This window comes from Gimesia sp., from assembly GCF_048260065.1.
Classification (GTDB): domain Bacteria; phylum Planctomycetota; class Planctomycetia; order Planctomycetales; family Planctomycetaceae; genus Gimesia.
Genome location: NZ_JBLXHC010000010.1, coordinates 1 through 15,525, shown reverse-complemented (window position 1 = coordinate 15,525; position 15,525 = coordinate 1). Strand labels below are relative to the sequence as shown.

General features: G+C 53.1%; 14 protein-coding genes and 1 pseudogene. 8 read left to right on the top strand and 7 right to left on the bottom strand.

Features of this window, described 5'->3' with window-relative positions; all coding sequences use genetic code 11:
- Positions 1–249: 249 nt before the first annotated feature.
- On the top strand, positions 250–798 hold the full coding sequence (locus ACN0YN_RS18385) for an SMI1/KNR4 family protein (RefSeq protein ID WP_417386464.1): 549 nt from the start codon (positions 250–252) through the stop codon (positions 796–798).
- 63 nt (positions 799–861) lie between these two features.
- On the opposite strand, the pseudogene ACN0YN_RS18380 reads toward ACN0YN_RS18385, so the two are convergent.
- Positions 862–1,074: pseudogene (locus ACN0YN_RS18380) on the bottom strand (sulfatase/phosphatase domain-containing protein); the annotation flags it as partial.
- A gap of 143 nt (positions 1,075–1,217) precedes the next feature.
- On the opposite strand from ACN0YN_RS18380, the gene ACN0YN_RS18375 reads away from it, so the two are divergent.
- Complete coding sequence (locus tag ACN0YN_RS18375; protein ID WP_417386463.1) at positions 1,218–2,804, top strand: hypothetical protein; 1,587 nt, start codon at positions 1,218–1,220, stop codon at positions 2,802–2,804.
- Positions 2,805–2,944: 140 nt separating this feature from the next.
- Positions 2,945–3,343, top strand: coding sequence for a hypothetical protein (locus tag ACN0YN_RS18370; RefSeq protein ID WP_417386462.1), 399 nt, complete (start codon positions 2,945–2,947; stop codon positions 3,341–3,343).
- A 63-nt stretch (positions 3,344–3,406) separates the two neighbouring features.
- On the opposite strand, the gene ACN0YN_RS18365 is transcribed toward ACN0YN_RS18370, so the two are convergent.
- On the bottom strand, positions 3,407–3,763 hold the full coding sequence (locus ACN0YN_RS18365; protein ID WP_417386461.1) for a hypothetical protein: 357 nt from the start codon (positions 3,761–3,763) through the stop codon (positions 3,407–3,409).
- 111 nt (positions 3,764–3,874) lie between these two features.
- Here ACN0YN_RS18365 and ACN0YN_RS18360 point away from each other — a divergent pair, with 111 nt between their 5' ends.
- The gene (locus ACN0YN_RS18360) at positions 3,875–4,324 is read left to right on the top strand and encodes a hypothetical protein (RefSeq protein WP_417386460.1); all 450 of its coding nucleotides are present in this window, start codon (positions 3,875–3,877) and stop codon (positions 4,322–4,324) included.
- Between the two features lie 195 nt (positions 4,325–4,519).
- Positions 4,520–5,527, top strand: coding sequence for an NADPH-dependent aldehyde reductase Ahr (gene ahr, locus ACN0YN_RS18355; protein WP_417386459.1), 1,008 nt, complete (start codon positions 4,520–4,522; stop codon positions 5,525–5,527).
- 67 nt (positions 5,528–5,594) lie between these two features.
- Here ahr and ACN0YN_RS18350 read toward each other — a convergent pair whose 3' ends face one another.
- The 3 genes from ACN0YN_RS18350 to ACN0YN_RS18340 form a co-directional block, all read right to left on the bottom strand.
- Positions 5,595–6,971, bottom strand: a complete 1,377-nt coding sequence (locus tag ACN0YN_RS18350) for an excinuclease ABC subunit UvrC (RefSeq protein ID WP_417386458.1) — start codon at positions 6,969–6,971, stop codon at positions 5,595–5,597.
- A gap of 78 nt (positions 6,972–7,049) precedes the next feature.
- The gene (locus tag ACN0YN_RS18345) at positions 7,050–8,165 is read right to left on the bottom strand and encodes a carboxylate-amine ligase (RefSeq protein WP_417386457.1); all 1,116 of its coding nucleotides are present in this window, start codon (positions 8,163–8,165) and stop codon (positions 7,050–7,052) included.
- Positions 8,166–8,169: 4 nt separating this feature from the next.
- Positions 8,170–9,447 (bottom strand): M20 metallopeptidase family protein, encoded by a 1,278-nt coding sequence (locus tag ACN0YN_RS18340; RefSeq protein ID WP_417386456.1) that lies wholly within the window; start codon positions 9,445–9,447, stop codon positions 8,170–8,172.
- Positions 9,448–9,685: 238 nt separating this feature from the next.
- Here ACN0YN_RS18340 and ACN0YN_RS18335 point away from each other — a divergent pair, with 238 nt between their 5' ends.
- From ACN0YN_RS18335 to ACN0YN_RS18325, 3 genes are all read left to right on the top strand, one after another.
- On the top strand, positions 9,686–11,215 hold the full coding sequence (locus ACN0YN_RS18335; RefSeq protein WP_417386455.1) for a N,N-dimethylformamidase beta subunit family domain-containing protein: 1,530 nt from the start codon (positions 9,686–9,688) through the stop codon (positions 11,213–11,215).
- A 553-nt stretch (positions 11,216–11,768) separates the two neighbouring features.
- Positions 11,769–12,713, top strand: coding sequence for a DUF1559 domain-containing protein (locus ACN0YN_RS18330; RefSeq protein WP_417386454.1), 945 nt, complete (start codon positions 11,769–11,771; stop codon positions 12,711–12,713).
- Between the two features lie 99 nt (positions 12,714–12,812).
- A complete protein-coding gene (locus ACN0YN_RS18325) occupies positions 12,813–13,283 on the top strand; it encodes a carboxypeptidase-like regulatory domain-containing protein (RefSeq protein ID WP_417386453.1) in 471 nt (156 codons plus the stop codon).
- A gap of 15 nt (positions 13,284–13,298) precedes the next feature.
- Here the strand turns inward: ACN0YN_RS18325 and rpiB are convergent, their stop codons facing one another.
- On the bottom strand, positions 13,299–13,760 hold the full coding sequence (gene rpiB / locus ACN0YN_RS18320) for a ribose 5-phosphate isomerase B (protein WP_417386452.1): 462 nt from the start codon (positions 13,758–13,760) through the stop codon (positions 13,299–13,301).
- A gap of 150 nt (positions 13,761–13,910) precedes the next feature.
- Positions 13,911–15,170, bottom strand: a complete 1,260-nt coding sequence (locus ACN0YN_RS18315) for a PQQ-binding-like beta-propeller repeat protein (RefSeq protein WP_417386451.1) — start codon at positions 15,168–15,170, stop codon at positions 13,911–13,913.
- Positions 15,171–15,525: the final 355 nt, after the last annotated feature.

The window sequence follows — 15,525 nt, the reverse complement described above, 5'->3', positions numbered from 1 at the left end:
GTGTTATTTAATCGACAGGATCGTGTTAGAATGTTTTTCTGCAGCTGGTGCGAGTCAAAAAAACGGGATATCGCCAATACTGGTTCGGTTGACCTGCGAAGCTCTGATATGATTTCACAGGAATGAGAGTCCAGATGTTGATCTTGCTTGAAGTAATGAGCCGCAGGGTATTAGCTCCGGTTGCTCCCATTTGTAATGACGCATTCTAATAAAGAAACTCCACGTGGGAATCGGTTTTAAAAAATAACCATGTACGAACAGCTGATTGAGAGAATCAAAACTTTCACAAAGTCAAAGTCCTCAGAGGAACTTCTGCTTCCTGTCTCCCCGGATGTTGTCGCGCAGACTACAAAGCAGCTGGGCTTTTCACTTCCCATCTTACTTAGCGAGTGTTATCTGCAACTGGCAAACGGAGGATTCGGTCCCGGATATGGCGTGATGGGCCTTGCAGGGGGAGCCACTTCCGACTTTGGTGATCTCCTGGAAACATTCCAGCAGCTGAAGAGCGACCACGAATTGGAAGGGGAAATCTGGCCATCCGGTCTGCTCCCTTTCTGCGAATGGGGCGGCAATATTTTTTCCTGTGTGGATTGCCACGACCCCCGGCACCTCGTCACGACCTTCGACGCTGGTGCACTCACTCCACAAAACTATTCGATCACGGAGTTCTTTGAACTCTGGCTCAACGATATCGACCTGCTGGACTTTAGCTTGCCGACAACTGGCGACGTGGAAATCACAAACCCCTTCACCGGCGAGAAAATTCGCATTTCCAAACACAAGCCAGACGATCAGTAACCAGGCTCCCTTCCGCCGATCCGGATTCTCCTGCGGAAAGCTTACGTCCACCGATTTCAACCAGCTATGCAACTCCTTCCACAGCTGTTGTGCCTGCGCCGGTTTCTGCTCTGACAAATCGGTCGTCTCCGACGGATCCTGGCTCAGATCGTACAGCTCATTGTGATCGTCTTCGTAGTAATGAATCAGCTTCCAGTTCCCGGCCCGCACTGCGCTGGCGGGCGTTGTTGTCGGATAGTAATGCGGGTAATGAAAATGCAGCCGTTCGCGTTGCAGTTTCTGTGTTGAAACAGCAGTCAGCCAGAGCGAATTCGCCGGCAGTCTCGATCTATCACAACGGTGTCTGACTGGTAAACAGGATCGGACAGGTTTACGATGTAATTCAACTCCTGTTTATATTCTGAGTTGAGGATCATCGCATGAGATTTCACCGTCATCAAGTACCCGCGTGTTCTGTTTTCTTACTTGTTCTCCTGGCTGCCACAGGCTGGGCTGATGAATCGGAACCGGGCCGCGACAAGGCAGCGAAAGTGACTTTCTCCACCGTCCTGGATCTGGGACAGGATGTCGGTCAGAACTTTGGCTCACTTTTCGAACTCCGCGATCAAAGTGGTGCCGTCATTGCGGGGGCCGGCTTCATGGAAGTCTATAATACCCGCTTCCGCGGCGATCGTCATACGCTGCAGTTTTATGTCAAACCGACTCACGAATCAGAAAAGTTTCAAACGGAACGACTGCCTCATCCGGATCTGGGGTGTGGCATTTATCTGATGGATCTGAACCAGACCATCTCCGCCTGGGGCGGCGATCGTACCGAATCGCTGCGCACCTGGGACCCGTCTGCGGAAAACTGGTCGGCCCCTCATTCACCGGAAACGGGACCGCTGCGCAGCGGTGATGGTCAGATGCGGATCGGCAAGGGGCTGTTGACATTCTGTTCGAACAAAGCGACCTACAACGACCGGGTGATTCTGAATCCTCCCAAAGTGGGTCGCTACTATAACTTTTATTACGCGAACGGTTTCCTCTGTTTCTATTACGGTAACCGATCGGAGCAGGGGGGCTTCACCCGGGTCATGGCCTGTCCGTGGACACCCGCGGATCAGACGCCGATTGATCTGAGCAAAGCCATCAGTATCGAATGCAAGTTCGTCGGCGCAACACCGTTTGCCTGGGGGCAGTTTCAAAATGAACTGCTGACCGTCTCGAACTATGGTGGCGTATATGCCTTTGACGGCAAACAATGGCGGACCGTCAAAGAGGCGAGCAAAAAATACAGCTACCAGATTTATTCGATGCTCAACTTCCGCGACCGCCTGCTGCTGGCGCAGTATCCCTCAGGAGAGCTATTTGAATATCGCGGCGGAAGCGAAATCAAACAACTGCATGGCTGGCCGCCTCGACTGCCCGAAGTCTCGCCCAGTGCGCGCGAAGCGCAGACGCTGGCCATTTACCGCGGCGACCTGTTCGCAGGCGTCTGGCCGTGGGGTGAACTCTGGCGGTATAACGAAGATGAAAATCGCTGGTTTTCCCTCGGACGCATGTTCTCACATCCCGTCGCACATAAGCGAACCGTACATCCATATGAAGAGCAGGCTCTCGAACACAAGCTGGTGCTGAACCATTGGGGACAGCGCGTGACCGGCCTGGTTCCCCTCGGCGATTCGTTAATGGTCTCTACATCCACCAAAGGCACTTATCCCTGGTCTGAGAAATACAAGTTCCTCACAGACGACCAGCGACGTGAATATGGATCCGTGCTCCATTTCAAAATGAACGGTAATCTGGCAGCACAGATCAAATGGAAAGATCAGCCAATCCAACTGGAATTCGTAGTCGAACCCAACCAACTTGTCATTCGTCAGGACGGACAGGAACTCGGTTCGACTCCTTTTTCCACGAATGATATAAAACGTCTGCAGACAGCCACCCTCACCTGGGGCAACGGGATTTTCGGCAAGCTGAACGGAACTCTGCAAAACTCAATGCGAAAGCCCATAAAATGAAAACGATCATTGGCTTCTGTGGGAATTTGAATTGAGCATATCTCCCAGTGCACGTTTCGTTTTCACAGACACATTTGGAGAATTTCTCCAGATCAGGAATCTCTGATAGATCAGATCGTAATACAATAAGGAGAACAGTGGTGGTCTTTCTGGATGTGTTGAAAAATAATGAGGGGGTGTTTCTGGTTCCTTATGTCAAAGGTTCTCATGGGGCAAGTGTGGCTCGGGGAAAACTGCAACGTTTCTCGGATGAATCGTTTCGTTTAATCGGTGGGGCTGCAGTGGTTAAGATCGTAAACGATTTCTATGAGATTCCCTGGGAAGAAACAGAACCTTCCGAGTTGTATAACAGCATGACTTCTCGGGCTCGCAATGCGTTTCTCAAGAAGTCTCTAATGTTGATCATTGTGGGGCAAAAAGGGACCGGCCAGATTCAACTGGCAACAGAAGCAAACGATCGTTCCGAACCAATTTCTCTCGAAGAACCTGATCAGATTGCTGCGGAGATACTGAAATGGTTTGATCTGCATTTTGACTAAAGTCGGAAACAGAGGTTGAGCAGGTCTCGCTTCCGTCGTTGTCGTCTCTAAACCAAAATGCAGTCATTTAGTTTTCTGTTTTCGGTATCTCCAGAACCCGGCGATGCCGGCAGGGATCCAGCCCAGCAACACAGCCGCAAAAAAGAACGCGGGAATCGGGGGCATCCCCGGACTGCCCGGTCCCGCTCCGCCGTCCGAATTAAAGAGATCCTCACACAGCAGCGCGATCCCAATCAGCATCACCCACGTGCCGATTCCCCACAAACAGCCGAAGGCAGCCGGTTTCCAGCGTTCGTTATTTTGTGACGCGGGAGGATCACTCATTACTTCCGCCGCTCCGGAATCTGCTGTTTTCAAAATCTGTAAATCAATAATCAAACCATTGTGGACGACAACCATCCAGATTACTGTTGAGTTCATTGAGATCAGACCTGTATTCTATAGTTGAGTACCTGAGAATTCGAGTATGAATCTGGTCGCCTGTAATGTGTATAATGGCGAATGATTCATCAAACCGAGAAGGAGAACGTTATGCGATATCTGGCTCCCTGTTGCTTCAGTCTGAGTCTGTTTCTGGTTGCCTGTGCGAATGAAAGTTCCACGCCCCCGGTTCCCGCTGAGAAGCAGGTGACGGGCGAGGATGTGAAACAGAAAATGGAAGAAGCCGTTGAAACCACCAAAGAGTTCACCAAGCAGAAACGCGATGAATATTCCCAACAGATGCATGAACAGCTGGAAAAACTGGATGAAAAAATCGCCGAACTGGAAACCAGAGGCGCAAAACTCAAAGACGACGCCAAAGTGAAATGGAATGCGCGGCTGGAAGATCTGAAAGCGCAGCGGGAAAAAGTGAGCGAAAAAACAAAAGAATTCAGCGAGTCCTCCGCCGAGGCCTGGGAAGGCCTGAAGAAAGACCTGGATATCGCCTGGGGCAATCTCAAAGAAGCGTATGACAAAACTGCAGAGGAAGTGAAGGAGTAGAGTACTTTACGTGCCCCCGCTTCTGTCTCAGATGATTTCGCCGAAAATTAATAACTTAGTTGTAGACCACTGCTCCTTTAAAGCGGAAAATGGAAGTGTCATTCATTGCTGACGGATAGAAGTCACAAGGTCGCGCCGCCCGATTTCTGAATGAACCAAAGGCTGTCAGTGCATAGTTCAGCAAAGGAGAAGGAAATGGGATATGAAGCCTGGGTCACAAGTGGTATCGGCGCCCCGTTCAGTCTGCAGACACTGGAGCGGGAACCACTGGGGCCGGAAGAGATTGAGGTGGCGGTAGAACATTGCGGCGTCTGCCATTCGGATCTCTCCATGTGGCAGAACGAATGGGGCATGACCACGCTGCCTGCCGTCTTCGGTCATGAAGTCATCGGCCGTGTCACGGCTCTGGGATCGCAGGCGAAAGGGTTAAGTGTCGGACAGCGGGTCGGCGTAGGCTGGTTCAGTGGCAGCTGTATGCATTGCCGACAATGTCTGTCGGGCGATCAGCATCTCTGCCTGGAAGGGCAGCCCACGATTGCCGGTCACCTGGGAGGCTTTGCCAGTTCCGTGCGCGCTCACTGGGCCTGGACGATTCCGTTACCCGACGGTCTGAATTATGCCGATGCCGGTCCCCTGTTGTGTGGCGGCATTACGGTCTTCAATCCGCTCAGCCGATTCGCGACGCCTAAGAGTCGTGTGGGCATCGTCGGCATCGGGGGGCTGGGACATATGGCGGTGAAATTTGCGTCCGCGTTCGGCTGCGATGTGACCGCCTTCACCTCTCGCGAAAGCAAGTTCGACGAAGCCCGCAGTTTCGGCGCACATCATGTCGTCGCCAGCCGGGACTCGGCTGCGATCCTGGAGCTGCAGAATTCCCTGGACCTGCTGATTGTCACCGTGAACGTACCGCTCGACTGGGACGCGCTGCTGAAAACGCTCGCCCCCAATGGCAGGATGCACGTGGTGGGAGCGGTGCTGGAACCGATCCCCGTGCCCGTCTTCACACTGCTCACCCGTCAGGCCAGCGTGAGCGGCTCTCCCACAGGCTCCCCCGTCGCGATGGCCGAGATGCTCGATTTCGCCGCCCGACACCAGATCGCCCCGCAGACCGAACACTTCCCCATGAGCCAGATCAACGAAGCCTTCCAGCACGTCGCCGAAGGCAAAGCCCGCTATCGTGTGGTGCTCGATGCTGATTTTTGATATTGCGTGTGACGTGTTGTGGCTGGAATGAAACAGGGAGTGGGGAGTACGCTTACCGTCTCTTAACTCACTCATCAAAGTGCGATTTCTTCCGCAGCAGATGATGGTAATGCTGGGCGAAGCGGTGCGATTCGTCGCGGACGTATTGCAGGAGTCTTAAGCCGTATGAATGGCGGCTCAGGCGGCGGGGTTCGGTTTCGCCGGGGACGTAGACTTCTTCTTCCCGTTTGGCCAGGGAGATTGTGAACGGGGGCTCGACGCCCAGTTCGCGCATCGCGGTCATTGCCGCGTTCAACTGCCCTTTACCGCCGTCAATCAACAGGATGTCGGGGAACGATTCTCCTTCCTGATGCAGGCGTCGGATGCGGCGGCTGACGACTTCGCGGATCGAAGCGAAATCGTCGATTCCTTTGACCGTGCGGATTTTGAATCGCTTGTAGCCATGCTTGAAGGGGAGGCCGTCGATGAACTGCACCAGGCTGGCGACGGTTTCGCCGCCCTGCAGATGCGCGATGTCGACCCCTTCGATCCGGCGGGGCAGTTCGGGCAGGCCGAAGACTTTCTTCAGACCCTGCATTCCTTTTTTCGGATCGATGTAAAAGACTTCGGGTTGCGCGTGGTCTTCCAGATTGCCGCGGAGTTTGATGCTTTCGAGCAACTGGATTTCATCCCGCAGTCGGGCCGCTTTCTCGTAGAGTTTGGCTTCCGAGGCGGCCAGCATCTCTTTGCGCATTTCGTTGAGCAGCCGGTCTTTTTTGCCGTCGAGAAACAGTTTGAGTTTGTTGATGTCCTTGCGATAGTCTTCTTTACTGATTCGCAGATTACAGGGAGCCGTGCACTGGTTGATGCTGTGCAGCAGACAGGGGCGGAACCAGCGCCACTTCTCATCCCCCTCTTCGATGTCCAGCGAACAGTTACGGAAGCGAAAGATTTTCTGCAGCACCGTAATCGTGCCCCGCAGCTGTTTGGCATTCGTGAAGGGGCCGTACAGTTTGGTCCCCTTGCTGTGTGGCTTGCGGGTGAATTCGACGCGGGGGAAATCTTCGCGGGTCGTGATTTCCAGATAGGGAAACGTCTTGTCGTCTTTGAGTTCCGAATTGAACCGCGGGCGAATGTCCTTGATGAGCCGCGCTTCGAGGAGCAGGGCATCGACTTCGGTCTCCGTTTCCAGGTAATCGATATCCGCAATTTCGGTGACTAGTTCTGCAGTGCGACGTTCGACGGCAGCGGCCTGGTTGAAATAACTGGAGGCGCGGCTTTTCAGATTGACGGCTTTACCGACGTAGATCACACGGGCCTGCGCATCTTTCATCAGATAGACGCCAGGCGTGGTCGGAAACTTACGGACCTTCTCCCGTGGTGACAGCGCAGCGTCTTCCGGTGCGGGAGCGGCTGGCTCTGTTGCCGGCGGTTCACTGTCGGGAAGATTGTCCGTATCAGACACGGAATCCGATTCCTGTAGACGAAAGGTGCTGGTTAAACGATGCAGGGATTTTTGTATTATAGAAGGGGAGAGCCGATTTCAGAAGCCGCTATTTTCTTCGATCATCTGTTTGACGACTTCGCGGCGGTCGCCGGTCGCTTCCATGATCTCCAACTGCCGTTTGGCGCCGGATTTATGGACCAGGTCACAGATGCGGTTTAATTCGTCCGTACACTCCAGGCGTTCCGACATCGGCGCAACCAGGTCTACGAGTTGCTTTGTTGTGTCAATGACGGAAAACAGTTTGTAGTTTTCGCTGTTGACCAGGCTGGCATCGATGCCGTAGCGGGTCGCCCGCCACTTGTTCTGCTGCACCATCATCGGATGATGCTGCAGCTGATAGGCGCCTTCGTCGATTTCATCGGAAATGCATTTGACCATGCACTGCACGAACGCGGTGAGGGAGAGCACCTGTTCCAGGTTCGCCGGCATATCGCATACGCGGATTTCCACGGTGCCGAAATTATGATGCGGGCGGATGTCCCACCAGATTTCCCGAATCGTATTAATGAAGCCGGTACTGATGAGGTGATTAATGAGCCACGTGTATTCACTCCAGTTTCGCATCGTGGGGGGGAGACCAGCGGTCGGCAGGCCTTCCATGATTTTCGAGCGATTCGAATGCAGGCCAGTATTGCGGCCTTCCCAGAAGGGCGAATTCGAAGAGAGCGACAGCAGCAGCGGCAGATAGCGCAGCATGCGGTCGCAGACCATGACTGCTTTGTCGCCGGAATCGACGCCGACGTGGATGTGCAGACCGAACGTAACCAACCGGCGGGCGACGTCCTGCATCAGATCGACGAGTTCGTAGTAGCGATCGTTGACGGTGATTTTCTGATCCCGCCACGAAGAGAACGGATGCGTGGCTGCCCAGAACAGTTTCAGTCCCAGTTTGTCGGCGGCGGTGGTCACGTCCTGCAGTTTGCCCGTCAGATCCTTGCGCACATCTCCGACCGTGCGACAGACGTCGGTGTTGATCTCGAGGTAACTCTGCATCAGTTCGGGCTTGACGAATTTGCCGGTCTCTTCCGGCAGTTCAGCCAGTAGTTCGGTGATCGAATTCGAGAGGGCATAGGTCTCGGCATCGACGAGTTGCAGTTCCAGTTCCACACCCAGTGTCGGGTAATCGTTTCTGGCAAAGGAGATGGTTCCCATCGTACTAATTCCCTTTTTGGATGAGCCTGGGGTTCAATGTAAGTAACAAAGCGGTCTGCAGCATGATGCGACTGCCTATTATAAGGGCCCGTTCGTCGATATCGAAATACGGGGAATGCAGAAATACCGGCTTCACATCGGGTTTCGCACAGCCCAGCCGCAGCATGGCTCCGGGGATCTGCTGCAGGTAAATCGAAAAATCTTCTCCCCCCATGCTCGGTAGTTCGATGAGTCCGACCTGCTGCACTCCCAGGACATCTTTGGACGCCTGTTCCAGAGCGGCTGAAATGTTACTGTCATTGACGACGGCGGGCAGGGGAGATTGAAACCGGACCTCAATACGGGTTCCCGTGCTGCGGGCAATGCCGGCAGCGATGTCTTCAATCCGCTTATGCAGCACATCGCGGGCCTTGTCGTTCGTGGAACGCAGCGAGCCTTTCAGATGTGCAATTTCAGGGATCACATTGGGAGCCAGACCGGAAGAGATCTGGCCGATAGTAAATACAGCAGGCGTACGCGAATCGATCGAGCGGGGCAGGTTCTGATACAGGCTGGAGATCAGTTGTGCGGCGGTGGTGATCGGATCATTTCCATGATGAGGCCGTGCGGCGTGTGCTCCTACGCCATGAATTTCAAAGTGGACTTCGTCGCAGAAGGCCGTCATCACGCCATAGCGAATATTTGCTGTTCCCGCAGGAATTTCCGGGTCCATATGCAGGCCGATAATCGCATTCACGTCGTCGACGGCACCCTGTTCCACCATCCAGCGGGCACCCAGGCAGATTTCTTCCGCCGGCTGAAAAATGAATCGCAGACGAATTCCCTGGCCGGGCCAGTCTTTCTCTAACAGTTCGGAACAGCGGTTGAGGCTGAGGGCGGCTCCCAGCGCGATCGCGGTATGCGCGTCGTGACCGCACAGATGACCGACGCCGGGATTATGCGAACAGTATTCGACTTCTTTCAGGTCGGTTATCCGCAGGGCATCGATGTCGGCGCGAATGCCGATCAGCGGGGCATCGTCGGCCGGTGTTCCCAGTGTCATGTCGGCAATCACACCGACGCCGTTTTTCATCAGTTTCGGTGCGAGGCCGATTGCTTCGAGTGTTTTGCAGATCAGTTGTGACGTCTGTTTTTCTTCGCCGCTGATCTCGGGGTTTTTATGCAGCGTGCGACGAATGTCAATGATCGCCGGCTGCAGTTCGCTGAGTATTTGTTCGAGTTGTTTTGCAACGGCCTGGTAGAAGGCTCTGATGTCCGTCTGATCGAGCGAGAAAGATGCCACTGAATACTCCGGTTCTGCCCTGATTGATGCAGACCGTCTGCGCGACAGTCAATAAAATCAGAGACTGAGATAAAAAACTCTTAATTTATAATTCTTATTTTAATGAAGTTAAGGTTATCATAAAGGTATAAGCAGCAAACAATGGAGTTCAGGAAAAAATAATTGAACTCCATCCCGGAGTACCCACACCCAAAATCCCACCCCGTTCACTAAGCAGATTGAAACAGGAGGCGACCCCATGCAGGAACCGAATCAGGAACGCCGAACACTTTTAAAAGGGGCTGTCGCGACTTCTCTGGCATCGCTGGCATGCAGTCTTTCACTGGGGAAAGCGACTGCAGCGCAAGCCGACCCGGATTTAATCAAACGTGAGAATCAGAAAGAGGGTTCCAGCGACTGGCAGCTGACCCGTATTCAGCTGGATAAACGCGATGGTTTCCGCTCTCCCAAAATTGAAGGCTACTGTTCGCGACAAAGTGTCGCAGCCGGCGAGCCGATCGACATCATGGTTTCGACACGGCCCGCGCAGGAATTCAAAATTGAAATCTTTCGCACCGGTTATTACGACGGTCGCGGTGCGCGGCTGATGAAAACGCTGGGACCATTTCAGGGAAAACCGCAGCCTGTGCCTCAACCGGGGCACAAGAATCTGCACGAATGCCACTGGGATGCGGCGGTGACGTTGACGATTCCCGATGACTGGCCCAGCGGCGTCTATCTGGGCCGACTCTCCACGTTGAAAGATAAAACCGGCTACGGGTACTGGCAGAGCTACGTCGTCTTTATTGTTAAGGATGATCGTCCCGCGGATATCCTCTTTCAATGTTCGGACAATACCTGGCAGGCCTACAACAAATGGCCCAGCAACTATTCGGTTTACACACATCCCAAAGGGACACAAGGTCCGTGGGCCGATGTCAGTTTTGATCGACCCTATGCAAAGTACGCGCAGATTTATGAGAACCCGCAGTCCATCGGTTCCGGGGAATGGCTTTGCTTTGAATTCCCGTTTGCTTACTGGCTGGAAAAGCATGGCTACGACGTGACCTACTGTTCCAACAGCGACATGATTACTCCCGAACATGGTCTGAAATGCAAATCGTTTCTCTCGGTCGGCCATGATGAATACTGGGATATCCGGCAGTACGAATCGGTCGTAAAAATGCGCGACGCAGGCGTGAACCTGTTGTTCTTCTCCGGTAACTCGGTCTGCTGGGTGACTCCAATGACTGCCAGTTCGGACGGTCGCCCGAATCGCATCATGTTCCGCGGCGGACCGTACGGCGGAAAATACAAGTATGCGGAAGCCCGTGAGCGGGATAACGGACCGTTCCCCCATCGTGGCCCTGATGAAGGCTATCTGATGGGTTCACGGAATGTCGACCCGGTCAACGGCGGTGGTGACTGGGTCTGTGAACTGCCTGAGCACTGGATCTTCGAGAACACGGGTATGAAAAAGGGAGACGCGATTCCCGGTCTGATCGGCTGGGAATACCACGGCGATCCTCCGGCCGACATTCCCGGTCTGGAAGTGGTGGCAAAAGGGACCGCGTTGCAGGGGGGCGTCAATCCGCAGCAGTGGACCGCTACGATTTATCCCGGCCCAAAGAACAACTTCGTCTTCAACGCATCGACGATCTTCTGGTGCCAGGATCTCTCCAGCCCGCCCGGACACATGCTGCCCTGGTCCCACTGGTCGCGTCCGCACGGACCGGATGAACGCGTGCAGCAGATCACGCAGAATATCCTGCGACGCGCTACTTCCTGAATCAGACGGTCAGGGATTGAATTTCGCAGACAACGCCTCCTGAATCAGGGGGCGTTGTCGTTTTGAGGTTACGAAGTCTGTTGTTCTCATTCACGAACAACAGTGGTTGGTATCGTAAGCTTCAACAGAAATACATCAAATCTTCGCAATTGGTGAAAATTTCGAAATAAAATTTCTCAGGCGGGCATGGGGCGTTGCAGGGGAGGTTCGGTTTCCGTTCTGATTTCAGCAAATCCTAATTGCTTTTTGGTGGTTGAACCGGGGATGGCGCGGACATTCATTACCCGGTTCAGCGAAAATTTTTTTCAATAAAACGTGCCTGCCCGACACGGTAATTTATCTCGCCTTCATCAAACCTTTCTTATGTCCGGGTATAAGTAGGGGCTGAATTGCTGACGGACTCATTCCCGCGCTCGGCATACGCTTTTTTCAATCGACGATGTCAGCGCCTTGTCCTGAAACAGAGCGAACTCCAGCCCCGATTCTTTCAGGTGAATGTCCCGAAGTAAGACCGCTTTTTATTATCCCTCCCTTTTTTTCGTGAGGATTTCAGATGTCGTTCACAAACATCCCGCCCCGGCGACGTTCCGGGTTTACTCTGATTGAACTGCTGGTCGTGATCGCGATTATTGCGATTCTGATTGCTCTACTGCTGCCCGCCGTCCAGCAGGCCCGTGAAGCTGCCCGCCGTTCCACCTGTAAAAATAATCTCAAGCAGCTGGCCATCGGTCTGCATAACTACCATGACACGCATGATGTACTCCCTTTCGGCTGGGATCAGCGGGGTGCTGCCTGGAGTGCCATGATTCTGCCGGCGATCGAACAGGGAAATATCTACGATACGCTGATCTTCCAGGAGTCGGGAGACGGCAACTGGGACTCCGGCTCTGCCAATACCACCGCTGCGAGCACTTATCTGCCTGTCTTTAACTGCCCGAGTGCACCGCTGCAGAAGCACTACAATTTCAACAACATTCCCCAGCGTGCCCCGGGAACTTACCTGGGTAACTCCGGTTCAGAATCCAGTTCGGACGATGATTCGACTAAAGAGACCGGCTCGAAATCATTGGAAGAAGTGATTCAGAATGGCATGTTCTATGCCTGCAGTTGCGTCAGTTTTCGCGATGTCAAAGACGGAACTTCGAATACATTTATCATTGGGGAAACGCAGACCGACCTCGACTTTGGTAAAGATGGTCAGTCGATGGATCACTGGAATATCGGTTCTCCGCAGACCGATCCCTGTGGCTGTAATAACGGCACAGGGGGGACTGAATTCTCTGAGTTCGTCGGTTCTACTTATCCCAGGATGAACGCCCGCCGGACCGATCCTTCCGTCAGCGGCCACCTGATGGAACTCTCGTTTGGCAGCTGGCATTCAGGCGGTGGTCACATGGCGTACGCAGATGGCTCAGTGCATTTCATCTCAGAGAACATTGATAAAACAATCTATCAGGCACTCTCTACCCGCTTTGGTCGAGAAGTGACCTCGAATTAATCGTGCTGATTTGAGTGTGGATCGACCGTAACTCTGCCTCCCTGTTTTAGAGGCACGACCCCTGCTTTGATGATGTCTGGAATGCTGTAAGGTGTTGTTATGAAATTGTTTATGATTGTCTTTCATCGTTCGCTTTCCCTGTGTGTCTTCTCCTGTCTGCTGTTGTCGGCAGGGTGTGGGGGATCGATCGATGCTGACTACAGTAAGCTGGATCTGGTTGATGTTTCTGGCACTGTCACACTGGATGGGCAGCCCCTTTCCGGTGCGACAGTCGCCTTCGAAGCGCCGGATCGCACTTTTTCCTCAGGAGTGACGGATGCCGGCGGCAACTTTACGCTGATGTTCAATACCGAAAAATCGGGTTGCCTGACCGGACAGAAAACCGTGCGGATCAAGTTCGTCACCGATTCCGAAGCGCCGGAAGGGGAAACCGAAATTGAAGGCGCAGAGAAATCGCCGGCAGCGTCCGGACAGAAAATTTCGGAGCAGTACAACACAAAGTCAACGCTGACCGCGACTGTAGACGCGGATCACACCAGCTTCAATTTCGATCTCAAAAGCAAACCGTAAACGCGGGCTGAATTCTTATTCGTCCAGCTTTTCGATGCGTCGGGAATGGCGGCCCCCTTCAAACGGGGTGCTGAGCCAGATGTCGATGATCTCGTACACATCGTGTAGTGAGACCATACGCTCGCCGATCGAGATCATGTTGGCATTATTGTGCATGCTGGCCAGACGCGCTGATTTCTCATTCCAGCAGACGGCACAACGTACGCCTTTGATGCGATTGGCGGCGATCGCTTCTCCGTTACCGGAACCGCCCAGGACGATCCCTTTTTCAAACTTTCCTTCTGCAACTGCGCGTGCCGCCGGCATGATGAAATCGGGATAGTCGACCGACTCTGTGGAATCGGTACCCATGTCTTCGACCTGGTATCCTGCTTTCGTCAGATACTCAATGATGCGGCGTTTGTACCGATAGCCGGCGTGGTCGGAGGCGATAACAATACTTTTGACGGGGGTTTCTGAAGGAGCTGGAGATGTCATTCGTTTGAGATTCTAAAGTTGATAATCCTGATTGTGGCATTTTTCACAGCAGACATAACGGGCGAGGCAGAAAGAACTGACTCGCCCGCATGTCGAATCTGACTGAAAACTGCGGGAATCGAAAATGGGTGATTGTAAGAAGTGAACTGACTATTTGCCAATTCGGTAAAGCTGTGTTTTAGTCCGAATCAACAGTGTGTCCCCGGCGACGGCATAGGAAGCCAGTGTCGGTTCTTTCAGATGATTGCGGCTGATTTCTTTATAGGTTTTGCCGGGAGCGATGATCGTGGTTTCCCCTTCTTCGCTCTGGAAATAAATCTTGCCGTCGGCATAGAGAGGTGAGGCGGAGAAGTTGCCGCCGACCCGTTCTTTCCAGATCAACTCGCCGGTCTTCGCGTCAAAGCACTGAGCGATCCCTTTATCGCTGATGGCGTACAGTTCGTCTCCCACGATCAGCAGAGAGGGCGTATGTGGAATCTGGCTTTTGTTGGACCAGGCCAGATGGGTCTCCGTCACATCCCCTTTGCCGTCCGGACGAATGGCCAGCAGTGAAGGGCGGTCGTAGCTGGTAGTGACAAAAATCAGGCCGTGACTGTAGATCGGGCGGGGAATGACAGAATAACCTTCGTAGTTCAGATGCCAGATCTCTTTCCCGTCTTTCGGGGAATGTCCGGAAATCACATCGGTGCCCGGCGCGACAATCTGTTTCTCACCGTTGACGGTAATCAGTAAAGGTGTACCGAACGAGAATTTCTTGCGGCCTTCGACATTGCGCTCGACTTTCCAGACGATCTTTCCCGTGTTTCGATCCAGGGCGGCAATGAAGTTGGACCCTTTACCATCGCAGATGATGACGAGTTTGTCATCAACAATGATCGGCGAACCACCGTTGCCGTGCTGCATTTCGTATTCGAGCTCTTTGGTTTTCCAGACGACATCGCCGTCCAGTGTCAGACAGGCAGTGCCATGCGTGCCGAAATGCACATAGATGACTTTGCCATCGGAAATGGGAGTCGGGCTGGCGTGGCTGTTCTTTTTATGAATCCGTTGTGCGGTCTCTTTTGTTTCCTGAAAGATCTCTTTGTCCCATTCGGTCTTGCCCGTTTCAAGATCGAGGCAGACCAGTCGCAGTGACTGTTCGGGATCGCTGTCTGCCTGTTTGGGGACAGCCGTTGTGACGTAGACTTTTTCGCCAACGACGATAGGGGAAGACCAGCCAACGCCGGGCACATCGGTTTTCCATAATACGTGCTCGGTAGGGCTCCATTGAATGGGCAATGCTTTTTCGCCGGAATGTCCCTGGCCGGTCGGGCCACGAAACTCGAACCACTCTTCCGCACTCAGGGTTTGAGGCGACAGGGAAGTAACAACAGACAGAACGCAGAGGTAAATTATAGTGGGAACTCTCACGTCAGCAGGCCCTCCTGAATGAGGCAGTGGATCTGTACTTGTGTGCAACAGCGCTTTTTGTGATGGGTTAATTTTGTCACAATATATAGAGTCTGACAAGTTATGCGGGCTCTCTCAAGAGCCTGTATCTCAAGATATTTGCCGCCGAAAAAAGATTTAACCGGGATTTCAAATTTTTCATAACGTAGTTCATTGACTCTTTGGGAGGGACGGCTATGATTAACGAACCTGATACAAATCTGGTGTGCGTAAATCGTTCGCCCATTGGATTTAGATCATGATCTTTGACAAAATGGTTGGTGGCCCCAAATTTTAAGAGTGGAAGCCGGTATGTTCTGGAAGTGATTCTTTCGGG

What these genes read in the sequence shown, in the direction of transcription:
- ahr (WP_417386459.1), top strand. Translation starts at nt 4,520, where the DNA reads ATGGGATATGAAGCCTGGGTCACAAGTGGTATCGGCGCCCCGTTCAGT.
- rpiB (WP_417386452.1), bottom strand. Translation starts at nt 13,760, where the DNA reads ATGACATCTCCAGCTCCTTCAGAAACCCCCGTCAAAAGTATTGTTATC.
- ACN0YN_RS18385 (WP_417386464.1), top strand. Translation starts at nt 250, where the DNA reads ATGTACGAACAGCTGATTGAGAGAATCAAAACTTTCACAAAGTCAAAG.
- ACN0YN_RS18360 (WP_417386460.1), top strand. Translation starts at nt 3,875, where the DNA reads ATGCGATATCTGGCTCCCTGTTGCTTCAGTCTGAGTCTGTTTCTGGTT.
- ACN0YN_RS18375 (WP_417386463.1), top strand. Translation starts at nt 1,218, where the DNA reads ATGAGATTTCACCGTCATCAAGTACCCGCGTGTTCTGTTTTCTTACTT.
- ACN0YN_RS18330 (WP_417386454.1), top strand. Translation starts at nt 11,769, where the DNA reads ATGTCGTTCACAAACATCCCGCCCCGGCGACGTTCCGGGTTTACTCTG.
- ACN0YN_RS18345 (WP_417386457.1), bottom strand. Translation starts at nt 8,165, where the DNA reads ATGGGAACCATCTCCTTTGCCAGAAACGATTACCCGACACTGGGTGTG.
- ACN0YN_RS18365 (WP_417386461.1), bottom strand. Translation starts at nt 3,763, where the DNA reads ATGAACTCAACAGTAATCTGGATGGTTGTCGTCCACAATGGTTTGATT.
- ACN0YN_RS18335 (WP_417386455.1), top strand. Translation starts at nt 9,686, where the DNA reads ATGCAGGAACCGAATCAGGAACGCCGAACACTTTTAAAAGGGGCTGTC.
- ACN0YN_RS18325 (WP_417386453.1), top strand. Translation starts at nt 12,813, where the DNA reads ATGAAATTGTTTATGATTGTCTTTCATCGTTCGCTTTCCCTGTGTGTC.